This window comes from Nocardia sp. KT25-26 (assembly GCF_056627695.1).
Genome location: NZ_CM152813.1, coordinates 1,473,645 through 1,500,175, shown reverse-complemented (window position 1 = coordinate 1,500,175; position 26,531 = coordinate 1,473,645). Strand labels below are relative to the sequence as shown.

Genomic DNA, 26,531 nt, shown 5'->3' with positions numbered 1-26,531 from the left:
TCCGCACACAGAAGGATTCATCTTGTACCCGTCACGTACCGCTCTCGGCGGCATTCTCCTCGGTATCGCCCTCGCCGGCGCAGGTACCGCCTCGGCGACGGCGCTGCCACCGCAACCGGCAACCCCGGCCACGATCGCCCCCGCCGACCGGATCGCCGGATCGGGCAGCGCCGCGGCGAACTTCCTGGACAGTATCGACGACATCATCCACTGCGGGTCGGCGGTCTGCCCGCCCGAATACAACGGCGGTAGCGCAGGCAATCTGCTCGGCACGCTGTCCGCGGAGAACCCGGCTGCCGCACCGGTCGATACCACCGTCGAGCCTCGGACCATCTGGCTTCCGCTCGCGTTGTAACACTTCGCATTTCACTGTCGACATGTTGCGTGAACACCACTGTTCACATAGTTTCCGGCAGGAGTACGACATGTCGATCACGCACACCCTGCGATACACCGCTGTCGCCGTCTGTGTCGGCGCCGGCCTCGCCGCCGCCGCCGGCACCGCGGCCGCCGCACCGCTGCCCATCGAACCGATGACGCCGGCGACCGACACGCCCACCGCGCCGATCGCCGGTTCCGGCAGCGCTGTCGTCGGTCTACTCGACTCCCTGGAGCAGCTCATGACCTGTGCCTCCTGCGCCGACTACGACGGAGGCAGTGCGGGCAAACTGCTCAGCACGATGTCGGCGGAGAGCCCAGCGGCCGCGCCTGTCACGGCGTAGGCCCCCGGAACGCAGGCCCCCGGAATGCCGCGAGGGCCCGCAGACCATCGGTTGATGGTTCGCGGGCCCTCGCGGACCGTTCGGCTCAGTAGCGGTAGTGGTCCGGCTTGTACGGGCCCTCCACATCCACGCCGATGTACTCGGCCTGGTCCTTGCTGAGCTTGGTGAGGGTGCCGCCCAGGGCCTCCACGTGGATCCGGGCGACCTTCTCGTCGAGATGCTTGGGCAGGCGGTACACCTCGTTGTCGTACTCCTCCGGCTTGGTCCACAGTTCGATCTGTGCGATGACCTGGTTGGAGAAGCTGTTCGACATGACGAACGACGGATGACCGGTCGCGTTGCCGAGGTTGAGCAGCCGGCCCTCGGACAGCACGATGATCGACTTACCCGAATCGCCGAAGCTCCACAGGTCGACCTGCGGCTTGATCGTGGTGCGGACCGCACCGGAACGCTCCAGGGCGGCCATATCGATCTCGTTGTCGAAGTGGCCGATATTGCCCAGGATGGCCTGATCCTTCATCGCCTTCATATGGTCGAGGGTGATGATGTCCTTGTTACCGGTCGAGGTGATCACGATATCGGCCTCGCCGATCGCCTGCTCCACGGTGACGACGTCGTAGCCGTCCATCAGCGCCTGCAGCGCGTTGATCGGGTCGATCTCGGTGACCTGGACCCTGGCGCCCTGACCGGCCAGGGACTCCGCGCAGCCCTTGCCGACATCGCCGTAGCCGCAGATCAGCACCTTCTTGCCGCCGATCAGCACATCGGTACCGCGGTTGATGCCGTCGATCAGCGAATGCCGGGTGCCGTACTTGTTGTCGAACTTCGACTTGGTGACCGAGTCGTTGACGTTGATCGCCGGGAAGGCCAGCTCACCAGCCGCGGCGAACTGATACAGCCGAAGCACACCGGTGGTGGTCTCCTCGGTGACACCACGCACCGCGGAGGCGATCTCGGTCCACTTGCCGCGATCGGTCTCGAACCGTTCGCGCAGCAGGTTCAGGAACACCTTGTACTCGGCCGGATGATCGGCCTCTTCGGGCGGCACCACACCGGCCTTCTCGAACTGGGCGCCACGCAGCACCAGCATGGTGGCGTCGCCACCGTCGTCGAGGATCATGTTGGCGGGCTCACCGGGCCAGGTCAGCATCTGCTCGGCCGCCCACCAGTACTCCTCCAGAGTCTCGCCCTTCCAGGCGAAGACCGGCACACCCTTGGGCTCGTCCACCGTGCCGTGCGGGCCGACGACCACGGCCGCCGCGGCATGATCCTGGGTGGAGAAGATGTTGCACGAGGCCCAGCGCACCTGCGCACCGAGCGCCACCAGGGTCTCGATCAGCACCGCGGTCTGCACGGTCATATGCAACGAACCCGAGATCCGCGCCCCCTTCAGGGGCAGCACATCCGCGTATTCGCGGCGCAGCTCCATCAGGCCGGGCATCTCGTGCTCGGCCAGCCGGATCTCCTTACGGCCGAACTCGGCGAGCGACAGGTCGGCGATCTTGTAATCGATACCGTTGCGCACGTCGGCGGTCATACCCCCTGCGGAAGAGTCGGTACGGGCGGGAACTTCTGAGGTCGTCATCAGCCTCTCCTGGTCGGTCGGTACCGTGGCCAGGCTACCGCCTATCCGTGCCGTGGGCGGCCAGGATCCGGTCCCGCTTCCCGGGGGCGATATTGGCCCGGCCGATATCGCCGCCGTAGTGCGCCAGCACCCGGGGATCCATCACCGCACGCCAGAGCGGCGGACATCCGGCGAGCAAGATCATCGTGGCGTAACCCGCGGGCAGCTGCGGAGATTCGTCACAGCTGCGCAGCGTCTGGTACCGCCGGCCGGGGTTCGCGTGATGGTCGCTGTGCCGCTGCAGGTGGAACATGAAGATATTGGTCACCAGATGGTCGCTGTTCCAGCTGTCCCGCGGTGAGCAGCGTTCGTAGCGGCCGCTCGGGCGCTTACCGCGCAGCAGGCCGTAGTGCTCGATGTAGTTGACCGTCTCCAGCAGCCAGACCCCGATCGCCGCCTGCAGCAGCAGCCACGGCAGCACGGTCGGCCCGAAGACCACCGTCAGCCCGCCGAACAGCACCATCGTCATGGCCCAGGCCTGCAGGATCTGGTTGTGCGGGCTCCACCAGCCGCGGCGCTGCCGGGCCAGCCGGTCCCGTTCCAGGCCGACGGCCGAACGCAGACCGCCGCAGATGCTGCGTGGCAGGAAGGCCCACAACGACTCCCCGAAGCGGGCGCTGGCGGGGTCTTCCGGGGTGGCCACCCGGGCGTGGTGGCCACGGTTGTGCTCGACGAAGAAGTGCCCGTAGGCGGTCTGGGCGAGGGCGATCTTCGCCAGCCATCGTTCCAGCCGTTCGGAACGGTGTCCGAGTTCGTGGGCGGCGTTGATGCCGATGCCGGAGGCCAGGCCGACGCTGGTGGCCAGGCCGATCTTGTCCAGCAGCGACAGCTCCGGCCCGGTCCACAGGTAGGCGCCGAGGATCAGCCCGGCCAGCAGGACCGGCAGGAACAGGTAGGTGCACCAGCGGTAGTACCGGTCGTTCGAGAGGGCCTCGTAGTCCTCGTCGCGGGGGTTGCTTCCATCTTGCCCGATCACCCAGTCCAGCACCGGAATGGCGACCAGCACGATGATCGGGCCGATCCACCAGAAGACCACCTGACCGGTGTGCAGGACCAGCTGTGAGGGCAGCAGGGCGCATCCGGGCGCGATCAGTCCCAGCACCCATAAATACCGCTTCGGGTCACGAGAACCTGACGGATTGCCAACCGTTTGCACGCATGCTCCGCTGTGAAAAAACTACGAGTCCAACGACTACCCATAGTGACAGAGGCGATACGCGTTACACATTGCCACGTCGGAGAACGTGTCGATCATTACATCTATAACACCGCGTTATTCCGATGTTATGCGAGCGTTACCCATTTGCGACCCGTACTCGACCACCGGAAGTTGTGACGACAGCCACCCTCATTCCCAGCCATCCGGCAAACGTTGCCCGCGGGCCGCCACGATCGCCTCCACATAGGGACTGAGCAAGGCACTGACCTCCGCCGGCGCATCCCGGTCCGGCAGCGGCGGGTTCGGGATGTAGCTCAACGCGATCCGGACCAGGGCGTGGGCCAGGACATCGGCCTCGGTGTCGGTGGCGTTCACCCAGCTGTGCTGGAACACCGCACCGAGCCGCTCGGTCGCATGATCCAGCAGCGGCCCGGCGTCGAGGGTGATCAGGCGCAGCAGATCGGGCTTCATCTCACCGGCCAGCAGGGAGCGCACCAGCGGGTCCGCGCCCGCCTCGACGAAGAACCGGTCCATCCCGACTCGGAAGGCCGCCCGGGCATCGCCGACGTTCTCGTCGATCGCACCGCGCACCTGCGCCACCAGGCCGTCGGCCAGCCGCAACGCATAGGCCTGCGCCAGGCCGGCCCGCGAACCGAACTCGTTGTACAGGGTCTGCCGGCTGACTCCCGCCCGGGACGCCACATCACCGAGCGTGATCTTGGACCAGTCACGCTCGGTGAGCAGCTCGCGCATCCCGTCCAGAACCGAGGTGCGCAGCAGATCTCGCGCCGCCTCCTGATACGGAATTCTGGCTCCGGTGCGCGGCATACCCGCGACCCTGTCACGGGCGGAAGTCATGAGTCAAAATCTCACGAACGTTCGATCTCGACCATGAAGAAGTCGGCCTTGGCGGCCCCGCAGTCCGGGCAGGACCAGTCGTCCGGGATGTCCTCCCAGCGGGTACCCGGGGCGATCCCGTCGTCCGGCCAGCCCTCGGCCTCGTCGTACTCGAATCCGCACTGGATGCACTGGTAGAGCTTGAATTCCTTCATTTCGACACTCCCATGGCCTCGAAGTCGATCTTCTCGCGGACGCCGCAGTCGGGGCAGCACCAGTCGTCGGGTACCACATCCCACGGCGTACCGGCGGGGAATCCCTCGTGCGGGGCGCCGGTGGCCTCGTCGTAGACGTAGTCGCACACCGGGCAACGGAACCTGCTCATGCGCCCGCCCCCTGTTCGCCGGTGCCGTACCGCGCCAGCACCTTGTCCCGTTTACCCGGCTGGATATTGGCCCGGGTGATATCACCGTCGTAGTGCGCGAGCACCCGCTTGTCCATCACCTTGCGCCAGATCGGCGGGAAGTAGCCGAGCAGGATCATGCTGGCGTAGCCGCTCGGCAGGTTCGGTGCGCCGTCCCAGCTGCGCAGCGTCTGGTAGCGCCGTGTCGGATAGGCGTGATGGTCGCTGTGCCGCTGCAGGTGGTACAGGAAGACGTTGGTGACGATGTGATCGCTGTTCCAGCTGTGCATCGGCGCCGGCCGCTCGTAGCGGCCCCGTACGGTCTTCTGCCGCACCAGCCCGTAGTGCTCCAGGTAGTTGACCGATTCGAGCAGTCCGAACCCGAACACTGCCTGCAGCACCAGATAGGGCAGCACCCCGATCCCGAACACGGCGATCAGCACCGCGTACAGCGCCACCGACATGGCCCAGGCATTGAGCACGTCGTTGCGCCACGTCCAGGGGCTCTTGTCCATCCGGGCCAGGCGGGTCTTCTCCAGGTGCCACGCCGAGCGCAGGCTGCCCCAGACGGTGCGCGGCAGGAAGGCCCAGAAGGTCTCCCCGACCCGCGAACTCGCCGGGTCCTCGGGCGTCGCGACCCGCACATGATGGCCGCGGTTGTGCTCGATGTAGAAGTGCCCATAGAAGGACTGCGCCAGGGCGATCCGGGCCAGCCACCGTTCCAGGTCGACCTTCTTGTGCCCGAGTTCGTGCGCGGTGTTGATGCCGACGCCGCCGATGATCCCGACCGTGATGAACAGGCCGATCTTGTCGACCAGCAACAGACCGCCGTCGATTCCCAGCCAGCTCAGGTCGCTCGCGGTGATCAGGTAGCACGCGAAGATCAGCGAGGCGTATTGGAAGGGCAGGTAGAGGTAGGTGAGGTAACGGTAGTACCGGTCGTTCTCCAGGTACTCCATCACCTCGTCCGGCGGGTTGGACCCGTCCGGGCCGAACAGCACATCGGCCGCCGGAATCACCAGATACAGCAGGATCGGCCCGAGCCAGAACGGGACGTGGGCCAAGCCGGTCCAGCCGAGCTCGTTCAGCCCCCAGATCAGCGGGATCCCGATGGTGAACAGGCCGGTGGGTACGAACAGCCCCCACAGCCACAGATAGCGTTTCGGATCCCGCCAGGCAGGCGCCTGGATCCGCTCGTCCGACGGTTTGGCATCGGTCGACATCATCGTCTCCAATCCGAGTTGCACATCTCACACCTGTGATGTGCACTACTACTCGAACTTGACGATATGACGAGGTTTGTCCGATGTCTAGACAAATCCACAAATTTGTAAAGTCGAGACGTTCGGGCGGACACAGGTGGAGATACGGCAACGGCCGCGCCCGAACGGGGCGCGGCCGTCACCTGTGCTGCGGATCGACGGCTATCCGGCCGGGGCCGGGACCAGCGGAACATCCGCATCCGCCGGGAGTGCATCGACGGGCCACCAGCGCAGGTCGGTGGACTCGTCGCTACGCACCGGTACCGCACCGGGCGGGGCCACGATCTCGAAGAGCAGGTCCAGATGTCGCGTCGGGACACCCAGCGAGCAGGTGATCGGATGGGCGTGCGCGCCGTACAACCCGGGAGTCAGCCGCAGCTCGGCGATCCCGGACTCCTCCACCGCTTCCCGCAGTGCCGCATCGGACACCGTCTCGTCGGCCTCCTCGCAGTGCCCGCCCAGCTGGATCCAGCGCCCGACCCGCGGATGCAGCGTCAGCAGCACCTCGCGGCGATCGTGCGAGAAGACAACCGCCGAAGCCGTGATGTGCCCGGGCTCGCACGCCCGCAGACAGCCCAGCGGCGCCGCACCGAGGAAGGCGAGCATCGCCTCCCGGATCGAGGCGTCGGCGCCGGACACCGGCGACCATTCGGTGAGCAGCCGCGTCGCCGATTGGTGCAGGGACGCCGCGCTCACAGTTCGACCAGCCCGGTCCCGGCGTCGGACACCGGCCGCGGTCCGGCCGGTTCCGGCGGATGCCCCACCGCGATCGCGCCGAGCGGGTGCCAGTCCGGCTCCAGGCCGAGCACCTCGCGGGTCTCGGCCGGCGCGAAGATCGTCGAGCCGATCCAGCAGCTACCCAGCCCCTCGGTGGCCAGCGCCACCAGCAACCCCTGGACGGCGGCGCCGACGGCCACGGTGAACATCGTCGACTCGGCGGCGCGGCGACGCTCGTCGGGATAGTCGTGCGCCCCGTCGGGCACGCAGAACGGGATGATCATCTCCGGCGCGTCGAACAGGATGCGACCGCGGGCGAGCCGCCGCTGCACCCGTTCCGCGGACAGCCCGTCCGCCCGCAGATCGGCCGCCCACCGATCGGCCATGGTCTCCAGCAGCTGTTTACGCAACCCGGGTTTACGTACCCAGACGAAGCGGACCGGCCGGGTGTGATGCGGCGCCGGTGCGGTGAGTGCGACCGCCACCGCCCGCCGCACCTGCTCCGGGTCCACCGGTTCACCGGTGAACTGCCGGACCGACCGGCGCAGCAGCACCGCTTCCCGGCGGCCCCGCTCGATCGCCTCGGCGGTGCCGAGCCAGAACAGGTCGTCGGTGCCACCGCGGAGCAGATCGCTCGCCGCCGAGCCGTCGTCGGTGGTCGGCAGGCCGCGCACCACGGCCACCGGCACCCCGCCGAGCTTGCCCTTCACCAGATCGGCGGCTGCGGCGAGTTCATCGGCAACGGCCACTTGGGTGACGTACAGTTCGTTGCCCTGCGCATCGACGCCGCCCGCATAGTTGTGCAGTACCCGCAGCCCCGCCGACCCGATCGCCGCATCGATCTGCCCGTTGCGCCAGGCGCGGCCCATCGTGTCGGTGACGACCACGGCCACGTCCACGCCCAGCCGTTCGGCCAGTGCCGAGCGCAACCCGCGCGCGCTCGCATCGGGATCCTCCGGCAACAACACCAACTCACCCTCGGCGACATTGGACCCGTCCACCCCGGAAGCCGCCTGTACGATGCCCAGCCGGTTCTCGGTGATCAGGGTGCGTCCCTTGCGGGCGAGCACCCGGACGGCCTCGGCGTCCACCAGCCGCCGCCGGGCGGCGTCCCGTTCGTCCGGGTCGCTCGGCGCGGGCACGATACGGCCCTCCACCTTGGACACGATCTTGCTGGTGACGACGACGATATCGCCGTCGGCCAGCCACGGCGCGGCCTCGGCCAGCCGGGCGGCCAGGTCGTCGCCGGGCCGGAACTCGGGCAGTCCGGTGACCGGCCGGATCTGCAGTTCCGCAGCGGCGTGGTCGGTCACCGGCGACTCCTCGGTCATACCGCCACCCCCGCCAGTTCCAGTGCGGCCCGGACCATTTCGGCGGTGGCGGCCGGATCGGTCATCAACAGCGGCACGCTGCGCACCGCAACGCCGTCGATTTCGGCGGAATCGGTGCTGTGCACCAGCCAGCCGTCCAGGATGCCGGTACCGGACCGGGCACCGTAGTGCCGCCCGATCGATTCGGCACCGGTCGGCACGCCGATCACCGACAGGCACTCGTCCGCCATGCCCCGCAACGGCTTTCCGTCGATCACCGGGGACAGGCCGATCACCTTCGCGGTGGTGGTGCGGAGCGCGCCCCGGATACCCGGCACCGCGAGCAGCGCCCCGATGCTCACGACCGGGTTCGACGGTGCCAGCAACACCGCATCCGCTTCGGCAATGGCTTCGGTCACGCCCGGAGCGGGCTTCGCGTCATCGGCTCCGACGTTGACGAAACCGTGAGTAGAAATGTCGGCCCGATACCGTACCCACCATTCCTGGAAATGAATCGCGCGACGTTCGCCCGGTTCGTTGTTTTCGTCGCCGGAGGGCGGGGTATCACTCACTACGACGTGGGTTTCACACCGGTCGTCGGTGACCGGCAGCAGCCGCACTCCGGGCTGCCACCGGTTGCACAGCGCCTCGGTCACCGCGGACAACGGATAGCCGGCGTTGAGCATCTCGGTGCGGATCAGATGGGTGGCGATGTCCCGGTCGCCCAGGCCGAACCAATCGGGTTGCGCGCGGTAGGCGGCCAGCTCCTCCTTGGCGTGCCAGGTCTCGCCGGTACGGCCCCAGCCTCGCTCGGGGTCGATGCCGCCGCCGAGGGTGTACATGCAGGTATCCAGGTCCGGGCAGATGCGCAGGCCGTGCATCCAGACGTCGTCGCCGACGTTGACGATCGCCGTGATCTCGGCGTCGGGCAGCAGCTCCCGCACGCCCTGCAGGAAACGGGCGCCGCCGACGCCACCGACGAGCACGGCGATCCGGGGTGCGCGCACCGCGTCGCTCGCCGCGTGCGGTGCCGTCTCGGGGTCTTGTGAAGTCACGACTCGACAGCCTAGGCGGTCCGGATGACGCGTCCGTTTCACAACGAATTTGCTGGTCATTTGCCACATAGTGGTAACAAGATCAACACGGAATGCGGTTGCGGATAGTAACGGAACGGCGACATCGGCTTGACCACCGGCAAGTCCGGCGTGTCTAATCACAGACATGTCATTCCGGCCCGTGCGAGAGAGCGAGGCGCGGGGGCGTTTGCGAGAGGTGTTCGCTACCGGTGATGACAGGCTCGGGGATGCCCGCGAGACAACGTCGCGGGGTAGGGCCGTCGGTGTGCGTGTTGGTCCGACGGAAAGAATCATTCTGCGCTAACACACAGTGAGGAGGCGGAGCGATGGCCAACGATTTGGTCGCCGACTGTGCTGACCACAGCCGGCCGGAACCGGACGAGGCAAGTGAATCCGCGACACCTCGGCTGAGCCTGGTTGCGTCGGGCTTCGACGAACTTTTCGATTCCATCGAGGAGCAGTGGCAGGAACGTGCCCTGTGCGCACAGACCGATCCGGAGGCGTTCTTCCCCGAGAAGGGCGGCTCGACCCGCGAGGCGAAACGGATCTGCATGGGCTGCGAGGTCCGGGACAAGTGCCTGGAATACGCCCTTGCCCACGATGAGCGCTTCGGCATCTGGGGCGGGCTCTCGGAGCGGGAGCGCCGCCGGCTCAAGCGCGGCATCAGCTGAGTTCGGTTCGACAGTAGACTCCGGGCCTGCCCCGGAGCACCGCTGACCGCGGCACCGGCGCCTCGTGCGTCCGGCACGGTCGGCGGCGGCTCCGGGCACACCCGGAGCCGGACGCGCGACCTCCCGGTCGGAGAGCGGCTCGACGGGCACCGGATGCACTCGAGACTGGAGGCTGATATGCGAGGTGCGCGCTGATGGCGCGGTCCCGGCGACCCCCGACCGCGCGCTCGATCCATCGCCGCGGCCGCGGCGTCCGGGGGCCGGTGCTGCCCCCGACGGTGCCCGCATGGCGGACCCGCGGGCAGAAGTTCGACCGGCTGGTCCTGGAGGCCTTCGCACCGCTGGACACCCGCTGGCACGATCGGCTGACCAAATTGGACATCGCCGTCGACGACGTCCCGAAGATCCGGCCGATCGACCCCGATTCGGTCACCTGGCCGGACGAAGTGGTTGCCGACGGGCCGGTGCCACTGTCCCGTCTGGTACCGGCCGGTATCGACCGGCACGGCGCGGCCACCCGGGCCCGGGTGGTGCTGTTCCGCAAGCCACTGGAATTACGTGCCGCGGATCCCGACGATCTGGTGGACCTGCTCCGCGAGGTGCTCGTCCAGCAGGTCGCGACCTATCTCGGCGTCGACCCGGGCCTGATCGATCCCGACTTCGAATAGCCGTTTCGCCCGATCCGCCGCGTGTCCGTGCCCCGGCGGGCCGGTTCGGGGGTTACCCTCGTCGTCGTGATTCCCATGCGTCGCTGCTGCCGACCCGGCTGCAAGAACCCGGCCGTTGCGACGCTCACCTATGTGTACTCGGACTCCACGGCGGTCGTCGGCCCGCTTGCCACGGTCGCGGAACCACACTCCTGGGACCTCTGCGAGACCCACGCCTCCCGGATCACCGCACCGAAGGGCTGGGAGATGGTCCGGCACGAGGGCAGCTTCGCCGCGGGCAATCCGGACGACGATCTGACTGCGCTCGCCGAGGCGGTACGGGAGGCCGGACTACGCAGGCGCCCACCGGAACACGACCAAACCACCTACCGGGACCACCCGGCTCCCCCACCCCGCCCGGGCCGCACCGGCCGCACCGGCCGCCGGGGCCACCTGCGGGTGCTGCCCGACCCTCCGAACTGAGCTGCCGTGCACACCCCACTAGGGTGGTGGCCATGACGACAGTCGCGCGCTCTGCCGAATTCGTGAACGCGGTGATCAAGGCATACGACGTACGTGGCGTCGTCGGAGAACAGATCGACGCGGACTTCGTCGCGGATGTCGGCGCCTCGTTCGCCCGCCTGATGCGGGCCGAGGGCGCCGGCCGGATCGTGATCGGCCACGATATGCGCGAATCCTCACCCGACCTGTCCGCCGCGTTCGCGGCCGGTGTGCAGGCCCAGGGTCTGGACGTGGTGCACATCGGCCTGGCCTCGACCGATCAGCTGTACTTCGCCTCCGGCACGCTCGGCTGCCCGGGCGCGATGTTCACCGCGAGCCACAACCCGGCCCGGTACAACGGCATCAAGCTGTGCCGGGCGCATGCCCTGCCGGTCGGCCAGGACACCGGACTCGCCACGATCGCGGCCGAGGTGGCCGCCGGGGTGCCGAGCTTCGACGGTGCGCCCGGCACCCGCACCGATACCGACCTGCTCGACGACTATGCGGGCTTCCTGCGGTCGCTGGTCCGGCTGGCCGACATCCGACCGCTGACCATCGCGGTCGACGCCGGAAACGGCATGGGCGGGCACACCGTGCCGGCGGTGCTCGGCTCGTTGCCGCAGGTGACCGTCGTGCCGCTGTACTTCGAGCTCGACGGCAGTTTCCCGAACCACGAGGCCAACCCACTGGATCCGAAGAACCTGGTGGATTTGCAGGAGCTGGTCCGCCGCAGCGGCGCCGACATCGGCCTGGCCTTCGACGGGGACGCCGACCGCTGCTTCGTCGTCGACGAGCGCGGTGAACCGGTTTCCCCGTCCGCGATCACCGCCCTGGTCGCGGAGCGGGAACTGGCCAAGGAACCCGGCGCCACCGTCATCCACAACCTGATCACCTCACGTGCCGTGCCGGAACTGGTCGCCGAACTCGGCGGCACCCCGGTGCGCACCCGGGTCGGGCATTCGTTCATCAAGGCCGAGATGGCCGCCACCGGCGCCGTATTCGGCGGAGAGCACTCCGCGCACTACTACTTCCGGGACTTCTGGGGCGCCGATTCCGGCATGCTGGCCGCGCTGCACGTGCTGGCCGCGCTCGGCGAGGGCGAACGGCCGGTCTCGGAGCTGATGTCCGCCTACGCCGGCTATGCCGCCTCCGGGGAGATCAATTCGACAGTCGCCGATGCCGCCGAACGCACCGATGCCGTGCTGGCCGCCTTCGCCGACCGGGCCCGGTCCGTGGACCGCTTGGACGGGGTGACCGTCGACCTGGCCGACGGCGCCTGGTTCAACCTGCGCGCCTCCAACACCGAGCCGCTGTTGCGGCTGAACGTCGAAGCCCGATCGCAGGACGATGTAAACGCACTCGTGACCGAGATCCTCGGCATCGTGCGCGGCTGAGCTGGGATAGTGGAAGCAGCAGATGCGGAACCGCCGGTCTGTGGAACCACTCCGACGAGCACCGCCGGCACGGCGCCGCACCGGGATGGCAAGCATCCGGTTCCGGTGACTGGAATAGTGGAATCACAGACCTCGGATTCGCCGGCCCGGCCGGGTGGTCCGGGCCGACGACTCAGCGCGATGAGGGGAGGTGAGCAGCGATGATCGCTGACACACCGGTGATGGACCTCGATGATGTCGCCTCGCTGGAAGCCGCCGACAGTGGTGGCGTGCTGCGCTCGGCAGCCTCCGCGGGGGCCCAGGTTCGCGCTACCGCGGCCGCGGTCGACGAACAGCTCCTGGCCCGGCTCGACGATCTGCAGCCCCGCAGCCTGGTCCTGGTCACCGGATCCGGCCGGGCGGCCCGCGCCGCCGATCTGCTGATCGCCGCGCTCGGCGCGGACGCCGGACTCCCCCTGGTCACCGCCGTCACGCTGCCGCCGTGGGTCGGCGCCCTGGACGTGGTGCTGGTGGCCGGCGACGATGCCGGCGACCCCCGCCTGGTCGAAGCGGTCGACCGGGCCCTGCGCCGCGGCGCCGAGGTGGTGGTCGCCGCGCCGAACGAAGGGCCGATGCGTACCGCCGCGGCCGGCCGTGCCGCCGTGCTGGAACCGCGGATCCCGGTACTCGACCACAACCGGTTGCTGCGCTATCTGGCCATCGGGCTCGCGGTGGTGCGCGCGCTCGACCCACAGCGCAGCGGGCAGTCGGTTCCGGAGCTGCACGAGCTCGCCGACACCCTCGACGCCGAGGCGCTCCGGGACGCACCGCAGCACGAGGTGTTCCACAACCCGGCCAAGACCCTGGCGGCCCGGATGCAGGGCCGGGCCGTGGTGCTGGCCGGCGATGATGCGGCAACGACCGAACTGGCCGCGCACGGTGCCGAGGTGATGCTGCTCGCCGCGGGCCGGACCGCCGGCGCCGCCACCCTGGCCGACGCCGTTGCAGCCCGGCCGGTCCTGGTGGCGACCGCCGGTTCGCCGCCGGGTTTCGATCCGCTGTTCCACGACGAGGAGCTCGACGGTCCCGCGCCCGTGGACCGCACCCGGGTATTCGCATTGAGCACCGACCCGGACCGGGCCGCCCTGCACCGCCGGCTGGCGGTGTTCGACGCCCCCGGCTCGGCCCCGGTGGACGCGGATCTGGTGCACGCCGACCCCGATGCGCTCACCGCGCCGCCGGAACCGGGTGACCCACCACCGGCCGCGAGCGACAGCACGGCGGCCGCGATGCCGCTGCTGACCCGGCTGGCGGTGCTCGCCCTGCGCCTCGAGATGACCGCGGCGTACCTGCGCCTGATCGGTTCACACGACCTGGGCGGCCCCGGTGCCGCCGCCCCGGACCGGTATCACGACGGGGGAAGCTACTAGTGCAGGAACTCGTTGGTGCGCTGCGTTCCTATGCCTGGGGGTCGCGCACCGCGCTCGCTCAGTTGTGCGGCCGGCCGGTTCCCTCGGCGCATCCGGAGGCCGAACTGTGGTTCGGTACCCATCCGGCCGATCCCGCGCACATCCGCAACGGCAACGGCACCCGCTCGCTGCTGGAGCTGGTCGAAACCGATCCGCAGGGTGAACTCGGCCCGGTGGCCGGCGCCTTCGACGGCCGGTTGCCGTTCCTGTTGAAGATCCTGGCCGCCGAGGAGCCGTTGTCGCTGCAGGCCCATCCGAGTGCCGCACAGGCCCGCACCGGGTTCGAACGGGAGAACCGGGCGGGGGTGCCGCTGGACTCGCCGCTGCGCAACTATCGCGACGAGAACCACAAGCCGGAACTGGTGGTCGCTCTGGACCGGTTCGAGGCGCTGGCCGGGTTCCGGGACCCGCAGCGCACGGTGCAGCTGCTCCGGGCCCTGGCCGTACCCGGCCTCGACTCCTACGCCGACCTGCTGGCCGCACAACCGGATTCGGCCGGCCTGCGCACCCTGTTCACCACCTGGATCACCCTGCCGCCGAATGCCCTGGGTGCGCTGCTGCCGACCGTGCTCGATGGATGCGTGCGCTACCTGTCCGAGCCGGGTGACCGCGAGTTCGGGGCCGAGGTTCGGACCGCCCTGGAACTCGCCGAAGCCTATCCGGGCGATGCGGGCGTGCTCGCCGCGCTGCTGCTCAACCGGCTCACCTTGGAGCCCGGCGACGGCCTGTTCCTGGCGGCCGGCAGCCTGCACGCCTATCTGCGCGGGGTCGGTGTGGAGATCATGGCCAACTCCGACAACGTGCTGCGCGGCGGCCTGACCCCGAAGCATGTCGACGTACCGGAATTGTTGCGGGTGCTGGACTTCGAACCCATCGAGCTGCCGGTGGTGCAGCCGCAGCCGGCCGGCGACGGTGCCGTCGACTATCCGACCCCGGCTCCCGAGTTCGCGTTGCGGCGGCACGAACTGGCGGCGGACGACGCGCCGGTGCCGCTCACCGCCGGCGGGCCCGGCATCGTGCTGTGCACCGCCGGCTCGGTCCGGTTGGTCCAGGGCGAGGCCGAGCTGATCCTGGCCCGGGGCGGCGCCGCCTGGATCTCCGCTGCCGACCGGTCGGTATCGGTGCAGGCGGTCGAGGGTGCGGCGCAACTGTTCTGCGCCTGCGTCGGCGCGCGCGGCTGAGCATTCACCCATCCGGTGCCTTAGAGTATGTCCGATCCGCGGGCGATTCGAGTCGGCCGCACAACACGAGCTCGTTGTGGCGAAAGGGCATTCGGATGTCTGCAGGTGGGGGCAGGAAGGCGATCATCGCGGCACTCGGCGCCAATGCGGGTATCGCGGTAGCGAAGTTCGTCGGCGCGGCGATCACCGGCTCCGCCTCGATGCTTGCCGAGGGCGTGCACTCGGTGGCCGATACCGCCAACCAGGGGCTGCTGCTGTTCGGCCAGAATCGCGCCGCCCGCGAGGCCGACGAGCTGCATCCGTTCGGTTACGGGCGCAGCCGGTACTTCTACTCGTTCGTGGTGGCCCTGGTGCTGTTCACGCTCGGCTCGGTGTACGCCCTCTACGAGGGCATCCACAAGATCCAGCATCCCGAGGAACTCACCTCACCGGCGGTGGCGCTGGTGATCCTCGGGATCGCGATCGCCCTGGAGACCTACAGCTTCCGGACGGCCGTGCACGAGTCCCGGCCGTTGAAGGGCTCGGCGAGCTGGTGGCGGTTCATCCGCAATTCGCGCAGCCCGGAACTGCCGGTGGTGCTGCTGGAGGACACCGGCGCCCTGATCGGCCTGGTGTTCGCGTTCACCGCGGTGCTGGCGACCGTGGTCACCGGCGACCCGATCTACGACGGCATCGGCACCCTCGCCATCGGTGTCCTGCTCGGCGTGATCGCGATCGTGCTGATCGTGGAGATGCAGAGCCTGCTGATCGGTGAGGGCGCCACCGCCGGGGAGGACGAACGGATCCGCACCGCCCTGGTGGACGGGACCGCGATCACCCGGGTCATCCACCTCAAGACCCAGTACCTGGGCCCGGAGGAGCTGCTGGTGGCCGCGAAGGTGGCGGTCGCGCCCGGCTCGACCATCACCGAGATCGCGGCAGCGATCGACGACGCCGAAGCCCGGGTCCGCGACTCCGTGCCCGCGGCCCGGATCATCTACCTCGAACCCGATCTGTACCGCGCCGAACAGCCGGCCTGACCGGCCGGTGACCGCCCGGCGAAACATCGCTCGCCGTCGGGCCGATACCCATTCCGAGAGTCGAAACAGCCAGTTCGGGCTGCGCTGCCGGCGGTCGGTGCGATCCGCCGCCGGCCTGTGCAACCGATTCCTCGAGACGGGAGCTCTTGTGTCACCGAACCGCACGATGTCACCGACCCGCAGGTTCTGCACCGCCGCCGTATCGGCAACCGCGACCGTCCTGGCCGTGGCCGGACTCGGGGTGGCCGGGGCGGCACCCGCCGCCGCAGCGCCGCCGTCGTCGACCGGGATGAGCTGCAGCAGCGCCAATCCGCTGCCGTGGGCGCCCGGGTTCACCTGGAACATCAATGCCGGCTCCGGCGCCAGCCTCCCGCCCGGCGGGGATGTGCTGGAGCCGTCGATTCTGCTGTCCGGCAACAACGAACTCCCGCCCCCGCCCAGCGGCCTGATTCCGTACCTCGGCACCGACTGGTACGGCACCCGGGTCCTGGTCGATTGGCACAACGAGACCACCGGCGCGACCGGACAGAGCATCAGTGACGAGGAGTTCCTGAAGCAGAAGCCGGGCATCCCGGTGAACCGCACCTGGACCGGAACCGGAACCGTCTCGTTCACGGTCACCGTGCAGACCGGCGCCGGCTGGTGGTTCGTGAACACCCAGAACGCGGTCTGCCAGGGCACGATCACGGTGCTCCCGGCCTGATCCCGGCGGGCCGGAGGCGGTAGCGGAGTGTAACCACGTAGGCCCTCGGGGGTCAGGCCCATCGGACACCACCTGATCCCGGCGGGCCGGAGGCGGTAGCGGACACCACCTGATCCCGGCATGGCCAGCGCGTCGCCTCCGGTGGGCCGGTAGGCGCGGGTAGGGTCGTCGCCCATGGCAGAGGGCGCGAGTCGCAAGGCGATCTTCGCGGCATTCGGCGCCGATCTGGGGATCGCCGTGGCCAAGTTCGCGGGCGCGGCGATCACCGGATCGTCGTCGATGCTGGCCGAGGCGGTTCATTCGGTCGCCGACACCGGCAACCAGCTGCTGCTGCTCATCGGTGGTGCGGCGGCGCACCGCAAACCCGACCGGTTGCATCCGTTCGGTCACGGCCGGAACCGGTACTTCTATTCGTTCGTGGTGGCGCTGGTGTTGTTCACCATGGGCTCGGTGTTCGCGATCTTCGAGGCGGTGCACAAGATCCAGCGGCCGCGGGAACTGGAGTCACCGGGTATCGCGGTGGCGATCCTGCTGGTGTCGATGGTGCTGGAGGCGTTCAGCCTGCGCACAGCCCGCCGCGAATCCGCCCCGTTGAAGGGCAAGGCCAGCTGGTGGCAGTTCATCCGCAGTTCCCGCAATCCGGAGCTGCCGGTGGTGCTGCTGGAGGACAGCGGCGCCCTGCTGGGCCTGCTGTTCGCATTCACCGGTGTCGGCATGACGATGCTGACGGGTGATCCGGTGTGGGACGGCATCGGAACCCTCGCAATCGGCCTGCTGCTGGGTGTCAATGCGCTGATCCTGATCGTGGAGACCAAGAGCCTGCTGATCGGGGAGGGCGCGACGGCGGCACAGGACACCGCGCTCCGGGCGGCGCTGACGGCCGACTCCCGGATCGAGGGGATTCCGCGGTTGCAGACCCAGTATCTGGGCCCGGAGGAACTATTGGTCAATGCGGTGGTCACGGTGCCCGCGACGGCGCCGATGACCGAGATCGCCGAAGTACTCACCGGCGCCGGGCAACGTATCCGGGCGGCGGTACCGATCGCCACCTCGGTCTACCTGCAGCCTGCGCCGGCCGAACCGGCCGATTCCGCACCGCGGCCGGATGACACCCCCACCGCTCACCGGTAGCGCACCGGCTCCCCACGGAGCAGCCCTGCCGGGTCGGTGCGGATGCCGAACCGGGTCCGCAGCACGTTCCCGGCCGCATGCATACCGCACATTCCGTGCACCCCGGGTCCCGGCGGCGTCGACGACGAGCACAGGTAGACACCCGGGACGGGCGTGGCATACGGGTCGATCCGCGCCACCGGCCGGAACAGGGTCTGCCGCAGGGTCATCGCCCCGGCCGAGATATCGCCGCCGACGTAGTTGGCATTGTGCACCGGCATCCGCGCGGCCGGGGTGACGTGGGTGGCCAGGATCAGGTCCCGGAAGCCCGGGGCGAAGCGCTCCACCTGGGCGATGATCGCACCGCTGATATCGCGCGGCGACCCGTTCGGGACGTGGGCATAGGTGTAGAAGGTGTGCCGACCGGCCGGGGCCCGGCCGGGGTCGACCACGCCGGGCTGGATCGCCAGCACGTACGGCCGCTCGGCGTAGCTGCCGGCGGCGACGCTGCGTTCGGCCTGCATCGCTTCGGCACGGGTGCCGATCAGGTGCAGCGTCCCGGCACGGTCGCAGCCGGGCGCTGCCCAGGGCACCGGGCCGGACAGTGCGAAGTCGACCTTGCAGGCGGCGGCGCCGTAACGGAACCGGGCCAGTTGCCGCCGGTACCGGGCGGGCAGCCGGTCACCGTAGATCCGGAGCAGTTCGGCCGGCGAGGTGTCGAACAGCACCGCACGCGGGCGCCCCAGTTCGGCCGGATCGTCGATCCGGTGACCGGTGACGATCTGCCCGCCGGCCCGGATCAGTTCGGTGGCGAGCGCATCCGCGATGGCCTGGCTGCCGCCGTGGGGGATCACCCAGCCGCCGGCGTGGGCAAGGGTCCCCAGCAGCAGTGCCGCGCCCACCGCGGGAAGCGCGCGCGGCGGGCGGATCGCGTGCGCCGCGACCCCGCTCAGCAGGGCCGGGGCGACCGGTTCCGTGAAACGCGCGTTCCACAGCGGTGAGCCCTGTTCGAGCATCCGGAGCCCGAACCGCAGGGCGGTCGGCAGGTCCCGGGGCGGCCGCCGCAGATCCGACATGGCCAGCGCGACGACCTCCGGCCACTGCTGGACCAGCGGCTCGAACAGGGCCCGCCAGGCCGGTCCGTCCCGGCCCAGATCCGCCACCGTGCGGTCCAGGTCCCGCCAGGCCAGCCCCGCCACCCCGCCGTCGAGCGGATGGGCATAGGACACCTCGGGCGCATGCAGTTCCACACCGTGCGCCGCGAGATCGAAGGCCCGGAAGAACGGGGCGGCCAGGGCCATCGGATGCGCACCGGCACAGATGTCGTGCTGGAAGCCCGGCAAGGTCGTCTCCGCGGTCCGGCAGCCGCCGCCGACACTCGGCTCCGCCTCGAACACCCGTACCGACAGCCCGGCCCGGGCGGCGACCACCGCCGCCGCCAGCCCGTTCGGCCCGGACCCGACCACCGCGACATCCGTCATCGCACCGAAGTCCCCTCTCCTGCGTTCTGCCCGCCACGCTACGCCTTCGGCAGCCGCCGAGTCGCCCGGCGCGGCTGAGGCGGTTCGCCGTGCGGGTCTCGGAACCACCCCGGCGGCGAGAGTAAGTTGAGAACGGACAACCGGCGGCCACCCGCGGCGACATCCGGCACCGCCGGGTGGCCTTTCGGCGATATCCGGGGACGACAGTGGAGGAAGACGTGCACCATCGGCGTCGTTCCCTGGCCGCGCAGGCCTTCGTCCGGCAGCTGATCCTGCTGGCCGTGATGATCGGTACCGGCACGGTGCTGGCGGTCATCGATGCGCAGCACAGCGGGGACGAGGCGACCACCCGGCAGGTGCGCGGAGTCGCGGTCGGGCTCGCCCAGGCGCCGTCGACGGCGCAGGCCGTCCGATCCCCGGATCCGACGGCGCTGCTGCAGCCGGTCGCCGAGCGGATCCGGGCCGATACCGGTGTGGACTTCGTCGTCGTGATGGCCCCGGACCGAACCCGGTACACCCATCCGCGGCCGGACCGGATCGGACGCCGCTTCATCGGGAACATCGAACCGGCGCTGGCCGGTGACACCTTCACCGAAACCTTCACCGGAACGCTGGGCCCCTCGATCCGCGCGGTGAGCCCGGTCCGGGCCGACGGCGAGGTGATCGCGCTGGTCTCGGCCGGGGTGACCCGTGCCCGGATCGGGCATCAGCTGGCCGAACAGCTTTCGCAGATTCTGGTGGTGGCGGCGGCCGGTCTGACCGTCGCCGCGGTGTCGTCGTTCCTGCTCAGCCGCCGGCTGCGCCGGCAGACCCACGGCTTGGCGCCCGACGAATTGCGGGTGCTCTACGAGCATCACGACGCGGTGCTGCATTCGATCCACGAGGGACTGCTGGTGTTCGGCAGCGAACCGGGACCGGCCGAGGTGGTCAACGACGAGGCGCGGCGGCTGCTCGAGCTGCCCGAGGGGCCGATCCACCGGTCCGATCTGCCGACCTCGTTGCGCCGGATCGGTTTCGGCGTGGTCCGCGACGAGATGCATGTCACCGGGGACCGGGTGCTGCTGGTCAACCAGGACATCGTCACCTGGGAGGGCCGCTCGATCGGTACAGTGCTGACGCTGCGCGACCGTACCGCGCTGCGCGAGGTGCTGGGTGAGCTGGATTCGATGCGCGGATTCGCCGAATCGCTGCGTGCCCAGGCGCACGAGTCCGCCAACCGGTTGCACACCGTGGTCACCATGGTGGAGCTGGGCCGGCCGGCGGAGGCGGTGGCCTTTGCCACCGCGGAGCTGCAGGTGTCGCAGACCCTGATCGACCGGTTGCTGGGCGATGTCGGCGACCCGGTGCCGGCCGCACTGTTGCTGGGCAAGATCGATCAGGCCGCCGAACAGGGGGTGGCGCTGCAGATCACCGAGGAGACCGCGCTGGATTCCACGGCGCCGTTGTCCCCGCACGAGACCGTGACCCTGATGGGGAATCTGGTGGACAATGCCATCGACGCCGTCGCCGGTACCGAACGCGCCTGGGTGACCGTCACGGTGCGCGGCGACGCGGCGGGCCTGATGGTGCGCGTCGCCGACAGCGGGCCCGGTATGTCCGAGGAGCTGTTCGTCCGGGCCGCCGAACGTGGGTACAGCACCAAATCCGACCACGCCGGTCTCGGGCTGGCGCTGGTGTACCGGGTGGTCACCCGGCACGGCGGCACCATCGCCACGACCACCACACCGGAGGCCGCCGTCACCGTCCGGATTCCGCCGGCCGCCACCGGCGCGCCGCAGGAAGGCAACCGAGCATGAAATCAGCAGTGATCCGGGTACTGATCGTCGAGGACGAGCCGCTCATCGCCGAAGCGCACCGGGCCTACACCGAGCGGCTGGACGGGTTCGAGGTGGCCGGCGTCGTGCACACCGGGCGGGGCGCGCTGGCCGCGGTCGACGCGGCGGCCGCCGACGGGGAACCGATCGATCTGGTGCTCCTCGATATCGGGCTTCCCGACATCAGCGGCCTGGAGGTGGCAGCGCGGATCGGCCCCGATGTGATCGCCATCAGCTCGGCCCGGGATCTGGCCCTGGTCCGTGCGGCCGTCGCGCACGGGGTGGTGCTGTATCTGCTCAAGCCGTTCACCTTCGCCGCCTTCCGGGATCGGCTGGAGCGATACCGGGAGTTCCGCACGGCGCTGCCGGCAGGTGAGGCGGCACTGTCCCAACACGATATCGACCGGGCCCTCAATGTGCTGCGGGCACCCGAACAGCGCGATACCGCGCCGAAGGGGGTGCTGCCGGATACGCTGACCCAGGTGTCGCGGGTGGTGCGCACCTCGGCCGTCGGCTCGACCGCCGCCGATGTCGCGACCGCGGTGGGCGTGTCTCGGATCACCGCCTGGCGCTATCTGGAACGCCTGGCCGACGACGGCCTGCTCGACCGGCACTCGGAATACGGCGGGGCGGGCCGCCCCCGGATCCGCTACCGGTGGCGCGACCGCTGACCGCTCAGCCCACCGGCTGTTCCGCCCGGGCGCGGCGGCCCAGCCGGATCGGCATCCGTTCGTAGCCGTGCAGGGTGAACAGCTGCCGTCGCTCGGGCGGCCCGGCCGGCTGCAGCTCGGGGAACCGCTCGAACAGGGCCCGCAGCGCGTAGGTGGCCTCCATCCGGGCCAGGCTGGCGCCGAGACAGGTGTGGATGCCGTTGCTGAAGCTCAGATGTTCCCGGGCATTCGGCCGGGCCACGTCGAATACGGCGGGATCGGGGAACACGGCCGGGTCGCGGTTGGCGCCCGCCAGCGAGAGGAGCACCAGTTGCTGGGCCGGTACCTCGACCTCGGCCAGGGTCACCGGGGTGGGCGCGACGCGGGCGGTCATCTGGACCGGCGGGTCGAAGCGCAGGATCTCCTCCACCGCATTCGGCCACAGCTCCGGTTCGGCCTGCAGCCGGGCCGCTTCCGCCGGATTGCCGAGCAGGGCGACGATACCGTTGCCGATCAGGTTGACCGTGGTCTCGAATCCGGCGCCCATCAGCAGGCCCGCGCTGGCCACCAGTTCGTCGGTGTCCAGCTCTCCCCCGGTGACCAGGGCGCTGAGGATATCGTCCCCGGGCGTCCGCCGCAGCTGCGCGATATGTGCGCGCAGATAGTCGTTCATGGCCTCGATCGCGCGCATGGCGCGGTCGAAGGTCCGGTGGTCGATCCCCACATCCAGCAGGGGCGTCACCGCATCACCCCAGCGTAGGAACAGCGGCCGGTCCCGCTCCGGGAAGCCGAGCATATCGGCGATGATCGCGATCGGAACCTGGGCGGCGAAATCGCCGACCAAGTCAGCGGTGCCGTCCTCCGGCAGGGCATCGAGCAGTTCGGTGGTCACCGACTCGACCCGATGGCGCAGCCTCGCGATGGCCCGCGGGGTGAATGCGGCCGACACCGGGCGCCGCATCCGGCTGTGCTCCGGTGGGTCCAGCATCAGCATCGAGGGCGGCTCGACCGGGTTCGGCGGCAGGACCACCCGCCGGGCGGGCCGCCGCAGCACCGCGGGCACCTCGGCGCCCACCGCCGGGCGGACTTCGAAGCGCTTGTCCCGCAGCACCGTCCGGACCACCGCATGTTCGAACGAGACGATGGCCAGCGGGGTCCGCTGCAGCCCGCCGGTGCCGCGCAGGGTTTCGATCAGCGGGTACGGATCGTGCAGCCCTTCCGGGCCGGCCACCAGCCGCGCGAACGGATCGCCCTGCCGGGCCCGGGCATGCAGGATCAGCCGGGACATCCCGTGCTCGCCCGCCCATCGCAACCAGTACTGCGGCTTCATGTTCCACCGACCTCCCGGAATCGCCCGTCTGTCCACGGTACGACGGATCGGCCGGTGGTGGAACGTGCTCGGGTCGGATTCGCTGCGCCCTACCGTGGTAGGAGGCCGGCTATCGGCGGACCGTGACCCGTTCGGCCGCCACCCGGCGCTGCACCTGTTCCGGATCGGGATTGGCCACCTGCACCAGCGAAGCCCCCGCGGCCAGGACCGCGAGATAGCCGTCGATCAGTTCCTCGGCCGTATCCCAGGGCCGGGTGGACAGCACCCGGTCACCGGCCGAGATGCCCTGCAGTTCGGCCGAGGCCCGGGCCGCGGCGAACACCTCCGGCACCGTGCGCCCTTCCAACGCAGCTCCGGTGCCGCCCGGGTGGAACTGATCGCCGTGCACACGCACCGCAGTGGCGAAGTCGGTGACGCCGACCGGGATATCCCGGACCGGCGACCCCATCGCGTCCAGCGAGAGCACCGCCACCTCGGCCACGCCGTCGGTGTCGTCGAGCCGGTCCGGGGTGCACAACGCGACTTCGGCATCGGGATCTGGGCTCAGCACCACCTCTGCTCCGGCCCACCAGCAGCCCAGCAGCACCGCCGCGGTCTGCCAGTGCGCGGACAGCAGCACCGCCACCCGGCCACCCGGGGTGAGGGCGAACTCGTCGCGGATCAGATTGGCGGTCTTGGCCGCCCAGTTGTCGAGGGTGAGCGCGGACAGTTCGATCCGGGCGCCCGTGGCGTCGTCGTACCAGGTGACCAGCGGGCCCGCCGGGTCGTTCGCGAGGATCGGTTCCAGCAGTACTTCGGTCAGGGTCGAGTTCGGTTCACGCATGGTTCAATTCACGCATTTCGGTCCGTTCTGGCCGGCATCGATGGGTGGGGCGGGGGGCACCGGTGTCCCGGTCGTGCCGGACGAACCGGAGAAGTCGAAGACTCCGTCGGCGTCCGAGCCCGGACCAGAATAGTCCCCCGCGAGGATCACGGTCACGGCGTCGGGAGCCAACGTGGCATCGGCCAGCACCGGCAGCCCACCGAGTTCCTCGGCAACCGCCCGGGCCTCGGCATCGTCCGGGTCGGCGGCGAGCACCCGGCTGGCGTGCACCGGCTCGCCGGAATAGTTCGCCACGATGCCTTCGCCGAAACCCTGTCCGGTCAGCACTCCGGAGACGGTGCCGGCCAGGCCCGGGACACCGCCGGCGTTGTACACGCTCACCGTCGCCGACGCCGGCCGCACCGCCGGTTCCGCCTCCTCGGCGGGCGGTTCGTCGCCGGTCAGACCGGCCACGTAGGCACGCACCTCCTGGCGGTCGACCCGGACCACCGATTCACCGTCGGCGGTCATGCTGTTCAGATCGGCCACCGGAATCGTCTCGAACCGGACCCGGCCACCCGACAGCTCCCGCAGTTGCTGCAGGAAGGCCAGCACGTCCCAGTCCTCGTCGAGCACCACGGTCCGGCCCACCGCATCACTGAGCTCGCGCAGCCGCCCCGGATTGCCCAGCGTCCCGGCACTGAGCGTCTGGCTCACCAGTTGTGCCATGAACACCTGCTGACGCACGATCCGGTCCAGATCGCCCCGGGGCAGCCCGTGCCGCTGCCGGACGAAGCTCAGCGCCTGCGGGCCGTCGAGCCGCTGCCGACCGGCCGGGAAGGACGCGCCGGAACGCCATTCGTCGACCGCTTCGTTCAGGCACACCTCGACACCGCCGACCGCATCGGTGAGCAGGACGAAACCGAGCAGGCTGACCTCGGCGTAGTGATCGACCCGGATCCCGGTCAGCTGCGACACCGAATCGACCAGGGCCTTACGGCCGGCCTGGGTGGATCGCCGCTCGGCCTCGTCCTCGGCGACCCCGTCGTCCAGCAGTTCCTGCTGTTCGGACATCTTCGTCGCGCCGTAGGCCGAGTTGATCTTGCCCTTCCCGAGCCCGGGGATGTCGACATAGGCATCCCGCGGAATCGAGATCGCGGTGGCCGAGCGGCCGTCGTCGGGGACCCGGATCAGCAGGATGGTGTCGGTATTGGTGCCGACCTCGTCGCCGGCGTGCAGCAGCGAGCGTTCGGCGCTGGTCAGCGGATTCCCGTGGGCGTCGGTGCGGCTGTCCACTCCCACCAGCAGTATGTCCACCGCGCCGTCGGCGCCACCGCCCAGCCCGAGGCCGGCGATCCGCTCGATACCCGAGATCAGCCCGTCGATGCTGTGCCAGGCGAAGCCGGTCACGATCAGCACGGCGACGGCAGCGATCGTGAGTACCGTGCGTATCGGGCTCCTCGGCTGTGCCACGGTCGCATCCTCTCCGATGAACGTCACTCCCCCGCCGGACCGTGCTCCCCGGTCCGGCAACCGTCGTTACCGTCCGGGGGCAGGCCCACTCGGCGGCACCGATGATCACAGGCTAACCAACAGTTACCCACGGCCGTCGAAACACCGATGTCCCGGCGTGCCAGACTGACCCGCGTGAACGGCGCACGCACCACCCCTGCCCGGTTGATCGTCACCGGTGCCCACGGCCGGCTCGGCCGGGCGGTCCGGCAGCTCGACCCCGGCGCCGAGGGATTCGGTCGCCGCGATCTCGATATCACCGACCGGGCCGCCGTCGACGGGATCCTGAGCCCGGGGGCGGTGCTGATCAATTGCGCCGCGTATACGGCGGTAGACGCCGCCGAATCGGATCCGGCGGGCGCCACGGCGGGCAACGCGACCGGCCCTGCGGTATTGGCCGCGGCCTGCGCGGCGGCCGGGGCCCGGCTGATCCATGTGTCCACCGACTATGTGTTCCCCGGCACCCGGTCGGACACACCCCGGCCGTACGAACCGGGCGATCCGACCGGCCCGGCGACCGTCTACGGGCGCAGCAAACTCGCCGGTGAGCAGGCCGTCCTGGAATTGCACCCGGCGGCACAGGTGGTTCGCACGGCGTGGGTGTACGACGGCACCGCTGGCGACTTCGTGGGCACCATGCGGCAGCTGGAACACGACCGCGACACCGTCGACGTGGTCGACGACCAGGTGGGCTCGCCCACCTTCACCGCCGACCTCGCGGCCGCACTGCTCGAACTCGCGCACCGGCCGGATGCGCCTCGGATCCTGCACGCCACCAATTCCGGCACAGCCAGCTGGTTCGAGCTGGCCCGTGCAGTCTTCGCCGGCGTCGGCGCCGACCCGGACCGCGTCCGGCCCTGCTCATCGGCGCAGTTCCCGCGGCCCGCGCCCCGGCCCGCCTACTCCGCGCTGTCCCCGGCGGCTTGGAATGCCGCCGGGCTGACACCGTTGCGCCCCTGGCGGGCGGCCCTGGCCGAGGCGCTGGCCCGGACACCCGGCTGAGCCGGCGGCGGTAGGCTCGGCAGGGCAACCGCGCGGATCCGTGCCACCGGTGCCGACTTGCGGCGACCTCACCCGATGCGGTTCTATCTGCCCTGCGTGACATGGCGCGCACCATCGTCCGGACCGGGCGGTGAGTCCCACGGTGAACAGAGGAAC

General features: G+C 69.8%; 27 protein-coding genes. 14 read left to right on the top strand and 13 right to left on the bottom strand.

Annotation, left to right across the window (positions count from 1 at the left end; all coding sequences use genetic code 11):
- The first annotated feature begins 22 nt into the window (after positions 1-22).
- A complete protein-coding gene (locus AC1HFH_RS06815) occupies positions 23-355 on the top strand; it encodes a hypothetical protein (protein WP_480246582.1) in 333 nt (110 codons plus the stop codon).
- 70 nt (positions 356-425) lie between these two features.
- Positions 426-722 carry a hypothetical protein gene (locus tag AC1HFH_RS06810; protein WP_480246581.1) on the top strand — a complete coding sequence of 99 codons (297 nt, stop codon included), beginning with the start codon at positions 426-428 and terminating at the stop codon, positions 720-722.
- 85 nt (positions 723-807) lie between these two features.
- Here the strand turns inward: AC1HFH_RS06810 and ahcY are convergent, their stop codons facing one another.
- The 9 genes from ahcY to cofD all read right to left on the bottom strand — a co-directional run bounded on the left by ahcY (position 808) and on the right by cofD (position 9,041).
- Entirely contained in the window at positions 808-2,307 is a 1,500-nt protein-coding gene (gene ahcY, locus AC1HFH_RS06805; protein WP_480246580.1) for an adenosylhomocysteinase, read from the bottom strand.
- 34 nt (positions 2,308-2,341) lie between these two features.
- Entirely contained in the window at positions 2,342-3,448 is a 1,107-nt protein-coding gene (locus tag AC1HFH_RS06800; protein ID WP_480246579.1) for an alkane 1-monooxygenase, read from the bottom strand.
- 246 nt (positions 3,449-3,694) lie between these two features.
- Positions 3,695-4,333, bottom strand: a complete 639-nt coding sequence (locus AC1HFH_RS06795) for a TetR/AcrR family transcriptional regulator (protein WP_480246578.1) — start codon at positions 4,331-4,333, stop codon at positions 3,695-3,697.
- Between the two features lie 41 nt (positions 4,334-4,374).
- The gene (locus AC1HFH_RS06790; protein ID WP_480246577.1) at positions 4,375-4,557 is read right to left on the bottom strand and encodes a rubredoxin; all 183 of its coding nucleotides are present in this window, start codon (positions 4,555-4,557) and stop codon (positions 4,375-4,377) included.
- The gene (locus tag AC1HFH_RS06785) at positions 4,554-4,727 is read right to left on the bottom strand and encodes a rubredoxin (protein WP_480246576.1); all 174 of its coding nucleotides are present in this window, start codon (positions 4,725-4,727) and stop codon (positions 4,554-4,556) included. Before AC1HFH_RS06785 ends, AC1HFH_RS06790 begins: the two co-directional genes overlap by 4 nt.
- Positions 4,724-5,968 carry an alkane 1-monooxygenase gene (locus AC1HFH_RS06780; protein WP_480247745.1) on the bottom strand — a complete coding sequence of 415 codons (1,245 nt, stop codon included), beginning with the start codon at positions 5,966-5,968 and terminating at the stop codon, positions 4,724-4,726. The genes AC1HFH_RS06785 and AC1HFH_RS06780 overlap by 4 nt, the downstream gene beginning before the upstream one ends.
- Positions 5,969-6,169: 201 nt before the next feature.
- A complete protein-coding gene (locus tag AC1HFH_RS06775; RefSeq protein ID WP_480246575.1) occupies positions 6,170-6,703 on the bottom strand; it encodes an NUDIX hydrolase in 534 nt (177 codons plus the stop codon).
- The gene (locus AC1HFH_RS06770) at positions 6,700-8,055 is read right to left on the bottom strand and encodes a coenzyme F420-0:L-glutamate ligase (protein WP_480246574.1); all 1,356 of its coding nucleotides are present in this window, start codon (positions 8,053-8,055) and stop codon (positions 6,700-6,702) included. The genes AC1HFH_RS06775 and AC1HFH_RS06770 overlap by 4 nt, the downstream gene beginning before the upstream one ends.
- The gene (gene cofD, locus AC1HFH_RS06765; RefSeq protein WP_480247744.1) at positions 8,052-9,041 is read right to left on the bottom strand and encodes a 2-phospho-L-lactate transferase; all 990 of its coding nucleotides are present in this window, start codon (positions 9,039-9,041) and stop codon (positions 8,052-8,054) included. Before cofD ends, AC1HFH_RS06770 begins: the two co-directional genes overlap by 4 nt.
- 395 nt (positions 9,042-9,436) lie before the next feature.
- Here cofD and AC1HFH_RS06760 point away from each other — a divergent pair, with 395 nt between their 5' ends.
- From AC1HFH_RS06760 to AC1HFH_RS06720, 9 genes are all read left to right on the top strand, one after another.
- Complete coding sequence (locus AC1HFH_RS06760; RefSeq protein ID WP_480246573.1) at positions 9,437-9,781, top strand: WhiB family transcriptional regulator; 345 nt, start codon at positions 9,437-9,439, stop codon at positions 9,779-9,781.
- A 194-nt stretch (positions 9,782-9,975) separates the two neighbouring features.
- Entirely contained in the window at positions 9,976-10,449 is a 474-nt protein-coding gene (locus AC1HFH_RS06755) for a metallopeptidase family protein (RefSeq protein ID WP_480246572.1), read from the top strand.
- 75 nt (positions 10,450-10,524) lie between these two features.
- Complete coding sequence (locus AC1HFH_RS06750) at positions 10,525-10,911, top strand: DUF3499 domain-containing protein (protein WP_480247743.1); 387 nt, start codon at positions 10,525-10,527, stop codon at positions 10,909-10,911.
- A 32-nt stretch (positions 10,912-10,943) separates the two neighbouring features.
- The gene (locus tag AC1HFH_RS06745) at positions 10,944-12,323 is read left to right on the top strand and encodes a phosphomannomutase/phosphoglucomutase (RefSeq protein WP_480246571.1); all 1,380 of its coding nucleotides are present in this window, start codon (positions 10,944-10,946) and stop codon (positions 12,321-12,323) included.
- Positions 12,324-12,523: 200 nt separating this feature from the next.
- Positions 12,524-13,732, top strand: coding sequence for a tobH protein (locus tag AC1HFH_RS06740; RefSeq protein ID WP_480246570.1), 1,209 nt, complete (start codon positions 12,524-12,526; stop codon positions 13,730-13,732).
- Positions 13,732-14,952, top strand: coding sequence for a mannose-6-phosphate isomerase, class I (manA, locus tag AC1HFH_RS06735; RefSeq protein WP_480246569.1), 1,221 nt, complete (start codon positions 13,732-13,734; stop codon positions 14,950-14,952). Before AC1HFH_RS06740 ends, manA begins: the two co-directional genes overlap by 1 nt.
- Positions 14,953-15,047: 95 nt before the next feature.
- A complete protein-coding gene (locus tag AC1HFH_RS06730) occupies positions 15,048-15,971 on the top strand; it encodes a cation diffusion facilitator family transporter (RefSeq protein WP_480246568.1) in 924 nt (307 codons plus the stop codon).
- Between the two features lie 166 nt (positions 15,972-16,137).
- Positions 16,138-16,674: a hypothetical protein gene (locus tag AC1HFH_RS06725; RefSeq protein WP_480246567.1), complete on the top strand. Its 537-nt coding sequence runs from the start codon at positions 16,138-16,140 to the stop codon at positions 16,672-16,674.
- A gap of 174 nt (positions 16,675-16,848) precedes the next feature.
- On the top strand, positions 16,849-17,805 hold the full coding sequence (locus tag AC1HFH_RS06720; protein WP_480246566.1) for a cation diffusion facilitator family transporter: 957 nt from the start codon (positions 16,849-16,851) through the stop codon (positions 17,803-17,805).
- Here AC1HFH_RS06720 and AC1HFH_RS06715 read toward each other — a convergent pair.
- Positions 17,796-19,265: a phytoene desaturase family protein gene (locus tag AC1HFH_RS06715; RefSeq protein WP_480246565.1), complete on the bottom strand. Its 1,470-nt coding sequence runs from the start codon at positions 19,263-19,265 to the stop codon at positions 17,796-17,798. The genes AC1HFH_RS06720 and AC1HFH_RS06715 overlap by 10 nt on opposite strands.
- 284 nt (positions 19,266-19,549) lie before the next feature.
- On the opposite strand from AC1HFH_RS06715, the gene AC1HFH_RS06710 reads away from it, so the two are divergent.
- The gene (locus AC1HFH_RS06710; protein WP_480247742.1) at positions 19,550-21,061 is read left to right on the top strand and encodes a sensor histidine kinase; all 1,512 of its coding nucleotides are present in this window, start codon (positions 19,550-19,552) and stop codon (positions 21,059-21,061) included.
- An 8-nt stretch (positions 21,062-21,069) separates the two neighbouring features.
- Positions 21,070-21,750: a response regulator gene (locus tag AC1HFH_RS06705; protein WP_480247741.1), complete on the top strand. Its 681-nt coding sequence runs from the start codon at positions 21,070-21,072 to the stop codon at positions 21,748-21,750.
- A gap of 4 nt (positions 21,751-21,754) precedes the next feature.
- Here the strand turns inward: AC1HFH_RS06705 and AC1HFH_RS06700 are convergent, their stop codons facing one another.
- The 3 genes from AC1HFH_RS06700 to AC1HFH_RS06690 all read right to left on the bottom strand — a co-directional run bounded on the left by AC1HFH_RS06700 (position 21,755) and on the right by AC1HFH_RS06690 (position 25,334).
- Positions 21,755-23,059, bottom strand: coding sequence for a cytochrome P450 (locus AC1HFH_RS06700; RefSeq protein ID WP_480246564.1), 1,305 nt, complete (start codon positions 23,057-23,059; stop codon positions 21,755-21,757).
- A 109-nt stretch (positions 23,060-23,168) separates the two neighbouring features.
- Positions 23,169-23,882 (bottom strand): TIGR03089 family protein, encoded by a 714-nt coding sequence (locus AC1HFH_RS06695; protein ID WP_480246563.1) that lies wholly within the window; start codon positions 23,880-23,882, stop codon positions 23,169-23,171.
- A gap of 3 nt (positions 23,883-23,885) precedes the next feature.
- Positions 23,886-25,334 carry an LCP family protein gene (locus tag AC1HFH_RS06690; protein WP_480246562.1) on the bottom strand — a complete coding sequence of 483 codons (1,449 nt, stop codon included), beginning with the start codon at positions 25,332-25,334 and terminating at the stop codon, positions 23,886-23,888.
- Between the two features lie 174 nt (positions 25,335-25,508).
- Here AC1HFH_RS06690 and rfbD point away from each other — a divergent pair, with 174 nt between their 5' ends.
- Positions 25,509-26,375, top strand: coding sequence for a dTDP-4-dehydrorhamnose reductase (gene rfbD, locus AC1HFH_RS06685; protein WP_480246561.1), 867 nt, complete (start codon positions 25,509-25,511; stop codon positions 26,373-26,375).
- Positions 26,376-26,531 lie beyond the last annotated feature (156 nt).